Origin of the sequence: Caulobacter flavus, from assembly GCF_003722335.1 — a bacterium.
In the GTDB taxonomy this organism is placed as follows: Bacteria; Pseudomonadota; Alphaproteobacteria; order Caulobacterales; family Caulobacteraceae; genus Caulobacter; species Caulobacter flavus.
The window spans coordinates 4,671,345-4,682,415 of the sequence record NZ_CP026100.1 but is presented as its reverse complement, the minus strand read 5'-3'; the positions used below and the strand labels follow the sequence as shown (position 1 = coordinate 4,682,415).

The 11,071-nt window shown below is 58.9% G+C and carries 12 protein-coding genes; 8 read left to right on the top strand and 4 right to left on the bottom strand.

Annotated elements, in window-relative coordinates:
• The first annotated feature begins 184 nt into the window (after window positions 1-184).
• Together C1707_RS21375 and C1707_RS21370 are read left to right on the top strand one after the other, a co-directional pair.
• Window positions 185-379 carry a DUF3606 domain-containing protein gene (locus C1707_RS21375; protein ID WP_101714639.1) on the top strand — a complete coding sequence of 65 codons (195 nt, stop codon included), beginning with the start codon at window positions 185-187 and terminating at the stop codon, window positions 377-379.
• A 222-nt stretch (window positions 380-601) separates the two neighbouring features.
• Window positions 602-1,654 (top strand): sensor histidine kinase, encoded by a 1,053-nt coding sequence (locus tag C1707_RS21370; protein ID WP_145998467.1) that lies wholly within the window; start codon window positions 602-604, stop codon window positions 1,652-1,654.
• Window positions 1,655-2,011: 357 nt separating this feature from the next.
• On the opposite strand, the gene C1707_RS21365 is transcribed toward C1707_RS21370, so the two are convergent.
• From C1707_RS21365 to C1707_RS26855, 4 genes are read right to left on the bottom strand one after another with little or no spacing between them, the layout of a single operon-like run.
• Window positions 2,012-2,218: a hypothetical protein gene (locus C1707_RS21365; RefSeq protein WP_101714641.1), complete on the bottom strand. Its 207-nt coding sequence runs from the start codon at window positions 2,216-2,218 to the stop codon at window positions 2,012-2,014.
• A 41-nt stretch (window positions 2,219-2,259) separates the two neighbouring features.
• The gene (locus C1707_RS21360) at window positions 2,260-2,442 is read right to left on the bottom strand and encodes a hypothetical protein (protein WP_101714642.1); all 183 of its coding nucleotides are present in this window, start codon (window positions 2,440-2,442) and stop codon (window positions 2,260-2,262) included.
• A gap of 27 nt (window positions 2,443-2,469) precedes the next feature.
• Window positions 2,470-2,751: a hypothetical protein gene (locus tag C1707_RS21355; protein WP_180896954.1), complete on the bottom strand. Its 282-nt coding sequence runs from the start codon at window positions 2,749-2,751 to the stop codon at window positions 2,470-2,472.
• A 22-nt stretch (window positions 2,752-2,773) separates the two neighbouring features.
• The gene (locus C1707_RS26855) at window positions 2,774-3,229 is read right to left on the bottom strand and encodes a hypothetical protein (protein WP_240633772.1); all 456 of its coding nucleotides are present in this window, start codon (window positions 3,227-3,229) and stop codon (window positions 2,774-2,776) included.
• A gap of 53 nt (window positions 3,230-3,282) precedes the next feature.
• On the opposite strand from C1707_RS26855, the gene C1707_RS21345 reads away from it, so the two are divergent.
• The 6 genes from C1707_RS21345 (at window position 3,283) to C1707_RS21320 (ending at window position 10,973) form a co-directional block, all read left to right on the top strand.
• Window positions 3,283-4,065, top strand: coding sequence for a transglutaminase-like domain-containing protein (locus tag C1707_RS21345; protein WP_101714644.1), 783 nt, complete (start codon window positions 3,283-3,285; stop codon window positions 4,063-4,065).
• A gap of 833 nt (window positions 4,066-4,898) precedes the next feature.
• A complete protein-coding gene (locus C1707_RS21340; RefSeq protein WP_164467428.1) occupies window positions 4,899-5,708 on the top strand; it encodes a Fic family protein in 810 nt (269 codons plus the stop codon).
• On the top strand, window positions 5,698-6,783 hold the full coding sequence (locus tag C1707_RS21335) for a hypothetical protein (RefSeq protein WP_145998468.1): 1,086 nt from the start codon (window positions 5,698-5,700) through the stop codon (window positions 6,781-6,783). The genes C1707_RS21340 and C1707_RS21335 overlap by 11 nt, the downstream gene beginning before the upstream one ends.
• A gap of 11 nt (window positions 6,784-6,794) precedes the next feature.
• Window positions 6,795-7,559, top strand: coding sequence for a hypothetical protein (locus C1707_RS21330; protein ID WP_101714647.1), 765 nt, complete (start codon window positions 6,795-6,797; stop codon window positions 7,557-7,559).
• A gap of 27 nt (window positions 7,560-7,586) precedes the next feature.
• Window positions 7,587-8,855, top strand: coding sequence for an HlyD family secretion protein (locus C1707_RS21325; protein ID WP_101714648.1), 1,269 nt, complete (start codon window positions 7,587-7,589; stop codon window positions 8,853-8,855).
• Window positions 8,856-10,973 carry a peptidase domain-containing ABC transporter gene (locus C1707_RS21320; RefSeq protein WP_101714649.1) on the top strand — a complete coding sequence of 706 codons (2,118 nt, stop codon included), beginning with the start codon at window positions 8,856-8,858 and terminating at the stop codon, window positions 10,971-10,973.
• Window positions 10,974-11,071: the final 98 nt, after the last annotated feature.

Below are 11,071 nucleotides of genomic sequence, written 5' to 3'. Positions count from 1 at the left end.
CGCAGCCCCCGCGCCCGCCGAGGGGGACCTTTTCCTGCTGGCCACGTTGTTATGCCTGGACGGCGCATTCGAGGTGGTCAGCGTGACAGTCCATGAGGGTGGGTGGCGCGCAAGCTGTCCGGCTCGCGAGCGCGACAAGCGCGTTTTTTTGAACCCCTGAACTCTTTGTCCGAAAGGCCGCCCCATGTGCGACAGCATCGATTTCAGCGGCGCAGGCGATCGGGCGAGGATCAAGGCCAACGAGCCGATGGAGGTCCGCTACTGGACTGAGCGGTTCAATGTCCCCGAGGAGGTCCTGCTGAAGGCCATCCAGCTAGTCGGCGCCGACGCCGAAGCCGTGCAGGCTCATCTCAAATCAAGTTCGGCGGGCGGCGGATGACGAGAGGCTGAGCGGGACAAGGCCGCCGAGGCGTTCGCTAAACTGTATGCGCCGCGGCTCGCGGGCGGGGCCGTTGATGGTTGGCCTCGCGGGGCAGTTAAGCTCGTTGGCCTTGTCGCGGGAAGTTCTACGGCTGGCGACAATATTGCGGGCTCGGGAGATAATCGCGGAGCTTTAATCGCAAAATCCGAGAGATGATGGGGCCGAAGTCACATCCAAGCGTTGTCAAACCAGTTCCCTAAAATGATCGGCTCACCTGTGCTCACCGACCCGGCTCTCGCGGCCCTGATCATCGAGAATGCATGGGACTTCGCTATCATTACGCTGACTCCCGATGGGATGATCACCAGTTGGAGCCCGGGAGCCGAGCGAATAACTGGCTACACGCCCCGTGCGGCGATCGGTCAAAGCGTCGATATTCTCCTGACGGCGCCGGATCTTGCGGCGGGCGTCGGCGCGCTCGAGATCAGCACGGCCTTTAACCGTGGCCGCGCCGAGGACAGCCGCTGGCATGTCCGGCGGGATAAGGAATGGTTCTGGGCAAACGGGGTCATGGTGCCGTTCCAGCATGCGGGAGAGTGCGCGCTGCTGAAGATCATGCGTGACGAGACGCCCGCCAAGCTGGCCGCCGAGCATCGTATTCTCCTTCTCAACGAGCTCAACCATCGGATCAAGAATACCCTTGCGACCGTCCAGTCGGTGACTGAGCAAACCCTGCGCGCCGGCGGCGTCGCGGCAAGCACGCGGCAGAGCCTGACTGGACGGCTGATGGCGCTCTCCAAAGTTCACGACGTATTGACCCAGGAGAGCTGGGCTAGCGCGGATCTTGCCGAGGTGGTCGGCAAGGCTGTTGCGCCGTTTCAGGTCGCTGAGCCTGTTATCGGGATTTCCGGTCCACCTGTCCGGTTGAGCCCCAACCTCGCGGTCGCGATCTCGCTCGCGCTGCATGAACTGGCCACCAACGCCAACAAGTTCGGAGCGCTAAACCGCCCCGGCGGCCGGGTTGAGGTCAGCTGGACCGACGCTCACGATGGCGAAGGGCAGCGCTTCCTAAACTTTCTTTGGCAGGAATCTGGGGGGCCGCCAGTGAGCTCTCCTGAACGGCGCGGATTTGGGGCTCGACTTTTGTCGCGGGTCTTCGCCGATGCCCGCGGGGAGGCTCGGCTGGATTTTGCCGCGTCGGGTGTATGCTGCGTGATAACTCTTCCGCTTTCAGAAGATGGCGAGACGCCGATACTGAAAGTCGCGCAAGATCCTCGCGGCTTGGCTTTCTAGAAGCTGAGATCATGCGGCGAAAGCCAGGCCCGAGAAGGGCGCGCCCCTACGGCGAAATGGTAGCGCATGTTTTTGAGCATAGCCGCAGGCAGGATGTTGCTTCACGGCCGGTTGGAGCTTCCAGTCCCCGGAACTGTCCCAACGACCGCAACTGGCGTGAGACGGCATGGAAGTTGCCATCGCTCACTGGCCAGGCGGATGACTTCAAGATATTGGCTCACCTCTTGGTGATAAGGTTTAAGTCGCCGGCTGTAAGGGCAAGATCAGAGCTGCACCTCACAGCAACGCAGCGAAAGTCGATGGGGCGACGACTTAGCACCTGTAGCTGACGCTCTACCTTGCAAAGTTCTTCCGCTTTTAGATCGCGAAACCATTCTCGCCGGAGATCCGGATTTGGCAGGCATGGCCTTCCTCAATTCGCTCTCTGGCCCGACGCATGGCCGAAGCCTTGGCGATATCCTTGTCGGGCGAGGCGCCAAAGAAGAGACCTGCCTCTTCCGCCGCCCATAGGCCGTCGTTGCGGCAGACCGTGATGACAATGCGATCGATCGGGGGCTGTTTCATGGGTGTCCTGTTGTCGGGGCCGATAGTGGCTGGCGACCGCACTAGGCTTCGCGATGCCGGGAAGGGCGCGAGGCGTTGAACGTTTCGTCGGAAAAACGCCGCCCAAGCTCGTCGGTCAGACCGCCAACTTGCGACGTCAGGTCGTTCAACTGGCGCTGAAGTTCATCGCAGCGCTGGCGAAGCTGGTCGCATTCGTTGCGAAGGCGCAGCAGGTCCTCGCTCATGCATCACCTCGCCAAGCGATTGCGGCTTCAGTCCGGAAGGTTCCGGTCCTGGCGCTTGCCAAGGTAGTTCAGGCCGGCGTTAGTCGGGCGCCAGCCACCACGGCCATGGTGCGCAAGGCCGAGCACGGCCAGCTCTTGGACGTGGCGGATATTGACCGCATCGAGCGCTCCGGTGCGCAGGCGACGCTCCAACTGGCGAAGCGCGCGGTAGGCGCCTAGCGACAGCTGGCTCGGCCCGGTGTCGCACGCGGCGTCCGGCACAAGGCTCAGCACCTGTGAGGTTGCGGTGAAGTCTACGGGTTCGGGCATCTGCGACTCCTGGTGTCGCAGCTCAGCGACGCTGTTGATGGCCGGGGCGCCGTGAAGGGCTGCGGCTGGCCCGCAAACGCGCGATCATGGCGCGGCGCAGATCCCGCCCTCGGGCGGCCATCGGCCGGGCATCAGATGGCGCAGCGAAGGCGTCGATCAGGGTCTCGTGGACCAGGAACCGAGCCGCGTTGGGATCGGGCAGAAATCGATCAGCCAGGCGCTGAAGGTCATGAGACAGCATCATGACTTGGAGATTGCGCTGAGGGTGAGACAGCATCTGGATGTTTCCTTCCCTTGAAGAGGTGAAACCGAATGACGCGTCCCTGCTATCGAAGGATTTACCAGCGATCCCGTTTGATTTTCGGCGATGTTGTGGCACGGCGGAAAAATCATCGCCGCGCCTTCTATTTTCGTACCATACAATTATATTGAAGGCATTGCCAGGATCGACCGGATCCTTTCCTCCATTTATTTTCATTGCACTCGCGCTGGCATCGCGTGAGCGGCGGCGTTGCCGCCTGAAGGGCGTGCATGCTTTTCCAGGTCGAAGCCTCCCTTACCTACGATTTTGCAGCGCCATGCGAAGTTCTTCTGCTGGTCGAAGCCGCGCACGGGCGGGACCAGCAGGTGACGTCGGATGCGCTCACCTTCTGGCCGCCCGCACCGGCCCGCCGTATCGATGACCCGTCGACAGGCGAGCGCCGTACGGTGTTCGCAGCTTCGGGCAGGATCAACGCGCTCTATCGCGCCACGGTCGAGACGGCGGCGTCCGATCATGGGCTGGCTGGCGCGGAGGAAACGGCGATCGCAGACCTGCCGAGTGAAGTGCTGCCTTACCTTCGGGCCAGCCGTTACAGCCCCTCGGATCGACTGATGCGCTTCGTCGAACGGGAGTTCGGCGGCTTGCGCGGCGGGGAAAAGGTCGCCGCGATCCTGGCCTGGATCGCCGATCATGTGGACTATCGCGCCGGGGTCAGTCACGCCGCGACGACAGCGGTCGACACTCTCGTCGACCGCGCCGGGGTTTGCCGAGACTTCAGCCATTTGGCGATCGCGCTCTGTCGGGCGGGCAACATCCCGGCTCGGGCTGTCAGCGGGTACGCGTGGAGGCTGGAGCCGCCCGATCTCCATGCCGTGGCCGAGATCTATCTCGGTGGCCGCTGGCGATTGGTCGACCCCTCCGGCCTTGCTCCGCTTGAGGGTCTTGTTCGGGTCGCGACAGGCCGTGACGCTGCGGACATCGCGTTCATGACGATCTTCGGCGCCGCGACGCTCGTCGAGCAGCACTTCAGCATCGACAGGGTCGGCGGGTGAGGTCGTGACTCCGCGCCGAAACCACCGGAGCCTGCCCGATACGCTCGGGCCATTCCACTATCAGTTTCGGCCCAGTCAGGCTGGGCGCTTTGGCACAGTCCTGATCCGAGCGCCCGCCGGGGCGCCGCTGCCGACGTGCGGCGATGCGATCACCTTGACGACCCGCGACTGTTACGACGCCGAGTTCGAGGTGACGCAGGTCGATCAAGATGGCGAGGGGTGGCGGATCGGATGTGAGCGCAGGCCACGATAGAAGTTCGCGAACCACACGATTTTGGCAGGGGAGGCCTGAAAGCGTCTATGGCCTCCATCTCAGCAGCCGCCAATTGGAAGGGCCGCTAAAGGTCGATCTCGCCCGTATGCATGGCGGGCTAAAAGTCGTGTTCTTGAAGAGGTGCCAACGTCGGCAACTGGCGCGACCCGGCCGGCGATGCAGACCGCCGGATCGGCAGAGATGGGTGGAACTGGGACCTCAAAGCGGCTTGCCGGAACAGACTTAGGACTGTTCGACAAGGGCGCGGAAACAACGATTTGGGGTAACCCCTTCTGCCTTAAGCCCTTCGCCTTCCGATCTCCTTGGCCCGGTTGAGCCATGACGTTGCGGGCCTCGCTGTAGGTTGGCACCGTGGTCGGGTAATCCGCCGGCATATTCCTCGATCCTCAGTCCGTGACCAGTCAGGAGGCGTTTGAGCGTCTTGGATAGCGTGCGATGCACAGCGCGCGCATTTTCTCATGAGGAAGCATGCCGCCCTGGTTGCATCGCTATCAATGGCAAGCTAGAGTGTTGGTTCAGTTTGCTACCTCTCATTGCAGTTTTGATGAATTCGCGTCGCGTGCAAAAATTCGTTGGAAGGCCTTCGGCAACGGTGACGGCGACGCCGGTGATCGAAGTTCGAACTCCAAGGGTATGGGCGCGCCTAAAATTTGATGGGGCGGACGCCAATCAATCTCTGGCCCGTCTTGACTCCCTTTTCCCCGACAGCATTTCAACGGTGGGATTGGACCACCGAGAGTGCATAAGAGTCTTGGTGCAGAGCCGAAAGATGGGATCTTCGCTCGATCCCTTGCAGCTCTCAAGGCTGAAGAACCAAATACTACGACCCTGCCCACAAGCCGTCATGATTGGCTTTGCGTCGATCACTGATCCGAGCAAGTTGGACATGAGCAAGGCTGCAGAGGTCACTTCTGCACTGTGCGGCAGAAGGGTTGGCCCAGCAAAATCGCGCATGACGGCGATTTCCGCGGATCATCGGATCAAAACACTCTTCCCACCGCCCAGCATTTCCAGCCGTTGGCCCGCGTTTCTTCGCGAGGAAGCCGACAATTTCGCACCAGGCTTCTGTAGAGCCATGTTCTACTATGCAAGCACCATACTTCACCATCCATTTGAAGATGGAAACGGTCGCCTTGCGAGGCTTATTGCTACTTCCTCCCTAATAAAGGACGGATCGATAAAAAATCCAACCCTGCCGCTAACCTACATACTCATCATGGAGTGCAGGATGGATGCGAGCCTACTAATCCAACTCTCTGAAGACGGAGACTGGGATGGCTACATATCGTCCATGTCTCGGACAATTGAAAATTATGCTGAGGAATTCTCCAAAAGCAAAAGCTTGGGGGTGCTGAAAAATGTTCCGTGAACTTACGTTGCGCGAAGCAAACCTTATCGCCGGGGGCGGTGTTGGCGATGACGGCGAAACCGATCACCCGACAATCCCGACCGATCCGGATCCGGGCGGCCCCGTCACCCCTCCCGATCCAAATGAGGTGAACTGGGCAAGTTACGACCTTCTCCAAGAGATTGTAATATTTGAAAACTACAGCGACAACCTCCAAGACGACCCAGCCCTACACAGCAGCCCCGAAGACTGGGAAGGAATGGATTATTATGAGTATGACCCCGAAATCATAGAGAGGTCTACAGATTTCTTTTACAGCTTCAGCAACGCCAACAACAACACGAGTTATTATTTCTCCTACGACCTAACAATGGGCATCAAGAATGCTCAGGGGCAGATAATTAATCCGATTACGGTTGTTTCGGCCGAGGGGGGCGGCGACTCTAATGGAGACGGCTCGGTTGATCCCGTTGTCGTGACATACACCCGCGACAATGGTCAGCTAGGTCAACTTGTGGACAACGACTACTTCATACGCACAGGCGATGCTCGCCTTCGTGCATTTGATTTCCTAAAGCACGCGCCCGATGCTGTGGTTGTTCTAAATTCGATCGTAGAGCTTCTCAAGGCCCCGCCACCCAATGAAGACCTAGTGAAGGACGAGGGGCTAATAATAAAGGACGGCTACTGGGAGTCACCCGTAACTGACAAGAAGGGCCAATATATGGGCTACGTCAGGTCGGGAGACTGGGGTTACGAATTTTACGACAAAAATGGTGCCTTAGTTGATAATGAATACTACCCATCCACGTACAACAATTGGAACACGATAAGCGGCCTCCAGTATCAAGAGGATCGCTCCCATAACGACTGGGCCGTCGACCTGCATGTCGCCATGCTTGCTCAGAAGATGCTGGTGACCCCCCTGCTTGCGAGCTACGATGAAGTATCCTCAAAGCTCATAGCTATGGGCCTCAGACCGCTAGCCGCTCTGTCAACAAACCCCGAGAAGGCTGTCGCTGAAGCTCGAGCCAAGGAAGCTGCTTACGAAATTCGCTTGAAGCAGATGCTAAGCGGCTGGGTCCCCACGACGTGAAGAGGCTATCAATGATGCGCGCCGCCACGCCGCTCCTTCTGCTCACTCTTTCCTCCGCCTTGGCCGCCTGCTCGGCGGCGGCAACCTCGAGCCAGGAGGGGTACCTGACGCGCGACCAAGGAAAGCTTTGGTTCAAGGGGGAGCTCAATGAGGAGTCGGTAGCCCACATCTCCGCCCAGCTCGTCAAAGGCGACACGCTAATCATCAACAGCGGGGGTGGGGAGCAAAAATCTGCGATAAAACTTGGGAACGACATCGTCGATAAAGGCGTCACCGTCAGCGTAAACAAGCGTTGCCACTCGGCTTGCGCGCTGTTCGTGTTCGCCCCTGCACCATCCAAAGAGATCATGCGGGGGAGTTACGTTTGGTTTCACAACTCCCCCGCCTTCTGGAGCGCAGCGTTGGCGGCCAGCCCGAGGAAGATCTCCCCAGCTATGGCCGCCGCCATCCGCTCCAACGACGCTTCCGCACGCGCACTCTTGAAGCGAGCGGGCGTCGATTGGAGCGTGATGACCTGCATCGACAACGCTACCGGTGCGGACCCCCGCGCCATTGGCGCAGCATCCCCGGCAAGCGCGCTCGAAGACGGCGAAGCACCGACTGCGGAGCTTAAGTACAACTTCGTATCGTTATCGCCATCAGTAATGCGGCAGTACGGAATAATCGTAGAGCATGACTTCGAGCACGACCAAAGCCGTCAGAGCGACGAGAGCCTAAATTCTTACTTCGACGTTAAGCTTAAACAGGTGAAAAACCGCTCTGAATGCGAAGCATAGAGGAAATGTATTCCCCAATCTCCAGTCATGTATGAAGAGCGTTCAATAGAAGCCCTGCTTCGCCCCGAGGCTCTGCAGGCGAATCGCGATAAGGTTGGCGCGCCTGTTTTTATTCACCATGTACCCGGGTGGATAATTACACTGCTTTTGCTTTCTATACTGGTGGCGTCGTCAACGTTCCTGTGCTTGGCCACATATGCTCGACGTGAGACGGTTTCGGGCCTGCTGCAGCCGACGGCGGGAGCATTCAGGGCGACAAGTCTCAAGGCTGGCACTGTCACCAGAGTGCCGGTACGCGACGGTCAGAACGTTGACGTCGGAACCCCGCTGCTCAGCGTTCAATCCGACGCCACGCTCGGTGGTGGAGGCGCGCTCAGCGAGGCATTGGCGCTGGCGGCCGAAGGTCAACGCCTAGCCCTCCTAGATCAGGCGCAAGCGCGACGGGCAGTGCTCACCGAGCAACAGCAGGGCATCGCTCTGCGCCGCGCCGCTATGATGCTAGACCAGAAACGCCTGCTCAGCGATCGCCGCCTTCAGGTGGAGCGCATGGATCTTGCCGAAAAGAACGCCGCCGCGGCCAAGTCGCTTTGGGAAAAGGAACTCATGTCTTCCCTCGCGTTACGCCAACGCCAGGAAGCCCTAATTGTGGCTAAGCAGGAGCTTTCCGCGATCGACCGCCGGATCGAGGCCATCCCCACCTCACTTGCTCAACTCGAAAATGAAGCGCGCCAAATCGGTGCGGAGCAAGGTGGGCAAGCCGCAGCCATAGTGGCAAATCTCGCGCTTCTCGATGAAAAGAGCGCCACCACGCGCGCTGACGCTTTGATTGACATTGTCTCGCCGATTTCCGGCAAAGTTGCCGCTCTAAGGGTCAAGCCAGGCGAAGCGGTAGCTCCGGGTGAAGCATTGACCTTCGTGATCCCCCATGGAGGGAGATTGCAGGCCGAACTTTGGGCTCCTTCCCGGGCGGCCGGCTTCATTCGCGAAGGGGACAAGGTCCGCCTGATGTATGACGCCTTTCCGTATCAGCGCTTCGGAGTCTCGCGTGGGCGGGTGAAATCAATCGCCGGCGCGGCAACTGCGCCAGGAGACGTGCCTACCGTGATCCAGGCCCAAGAGGCGATGTTCAGGATTGTAGTTGAACTCGATCAGCAAGATGTCCGCGGTTACGGTAAGAACTGGCCCCTGTCTCCAGGCATGAAGCTCTCAGCAGATCTCGTGCTTGAACAACAGTCCCTGTTTGCTTGGCTGTTCGACAAACTTCGCGCCGCGCGCCAGCGGTCAGCCCCTTTGTGAATGAAAATGTTTTCGGACTTTAGGCACTTCCGCCAAATTGAACGAGCCGAATGCGGCCTGATGTGCGTCGGGATCGTAAGTGAACTGCTCGGCGCTCGACTGGACGCCTCCGCCCTGCGACGAAAGCACCCCGTCTCGGTTCATGGCCTGACATTGCGACAGGTCTGCGAAATCGCCTCGACCTGGTCGATGGAATGTCGCCCTGTTCGTTGCGAACTGGAAGACCTGACACAGCTTGCCCTTCCCGCGATCCTTCACTGGAAGCTTGATCATTTCGTTGTTCTGACAAGGGTTTCCTCGGGGCGGGCATGGATCGTCGACCCTGCCTGCGGGCGTACTACCGTGTCGTTGTCAGAGCTTTCTCGAGCCTTCACCGGCATTGCCGTGGAAATCAGGCGTTCCACCAATTTCCGCAAGCGGTCTCAGATATCCCCCCTCAATCTGTTGAGCTTGGTTCAGCCGGACCGTCGCATTCCCGGCAGTCTGATGCAGACAGTCATCTTGTCGGTGATCATGCAGGCTTACGTCATAGCAACGCCTTTCTATATTCAGACGGCGGTAGATGATGCGGGCCTAAAAGGGGACCATGACCTGCTGCTGACGTTGGCGCTTGGCTTCGGGCTGTTTGCCATCTTCAACGCGGTGGCTGAGGCGATGCGCGGCATTGTGCTTCAGCAGCTCACTTCAATTCTGACCTGGGGCATGTCGCGCAAACTTTTCCGCCACATGGTCCGCCTACCTTTGCCTTGGTTTCAACGTCGCAAGCTCGCCGACGCACTGACACGCTTCGATAGCCTGACCCCGATCAAGAGCCTGATTGCAAACGGCTTCGTTATGTCGATTGTCGACGGCGCACTATCCATCGTGACCTTGGTAATGATGGTGATGTTCTCGCCCTTACTGACGGCTGTAGCGGGCGTCGGGATCGCAGCGACCCTCGTTCTGAAACTGGCGTTGATCCCCGCCACTTTGAAGCTCGGCGCCGCCAGTCTGAACGCCTCCATAGCGGAGCAGGGCAACCGCATTGAAACGCTCCGCTCTATGCAGACCATTAAATTGATGGCCGCAGAAGAAGAGCGCGAGATCCAATGGTCAAATCGACTTGCAGAGGTCGTAAAAGCTAATCAGGCGAATGGACTTGTAAACGTCGGCCTTACGGCTGGCGGCCGGTTGATTGACGCCCTCACATATGTCGCCTTGATTTACATCGCGACCCGCGAAGTCATATCTGGGGCGACTACTATTGGCCTTATGTACGCGTTTCTTTCTTACAGATCTCAGTTTTCGGCTCGAATACAGAATTTGTTGGATCAGTTCGTGAACTGGCGGCTCCTCGATATGCACACCCATCGCCTCGCCGACATCGTGCTGCAAGCGACCGATCCACTGGTTGAAAATCAAGCTCAGTGCTCAGCGTCGATCAAGGGGCACATAGAGCTACGCTCGGTCGCGTATGGCTTCAGCAACGACAAATTCGTACTGAAGGATGTAAATCTCACTGTTGAGCCGGGAGAGTTCATCGCAATCATTGGCGCATCTGGAATGGGTAAATCTACACTCCTGAAGGTTCTTTGCGGCCTTTATCTACCAACAAGGGGCGAGGTTCGTCTTGATGGCCGCCCGCTAAGCTTCTGGGGCGCGCAAGCGGCAAGAAGAGCGTTCGGCGTTGTCATGCAAGATGATGAATTACTTTCGGGATCCATTGCAGAGAATGTCGCATTCTTCGATGAACGCATAGACATGGATCGGGTTTGGGATTGCTTGCGCCGCGCTTCGGTCGCTGACGAGATTGCTTCACTTCCTATGCAAGCGAACACCTTGATCGGAGACATGGGCGCGTCGATTTCGAGTGGTCAGAAGCAGCGCCTTTTGGTGGCCAGGGCGCTCTATCGTGAAGCCAAAGTGCTGATCTTTGATGAGGCTACCTCCCATCTAGATCCAATCAACGAACAGAGGGTGAGCGAGGCCATCGCAAAAAGTGGCGTGTCGCGCATCGTGGTCGCACATAGACGAGAGACGCTCGCCTCGGCGGATCGGATCTACGTGCTCAACGATGGACGACTGGTCAAGGTTGCAGATAGATCCGCACCTGCCAGCCAACTCGCGGCAGAGGTGTAGCCCCTAACCGCCAAAGGTCCGGTTGCTGGAGCAGCCTGAACTTCCGCTAATGGCGCGCCCTGGTCATCCGGGCGCTCTGGCCGGACCTGGGGCGGCGA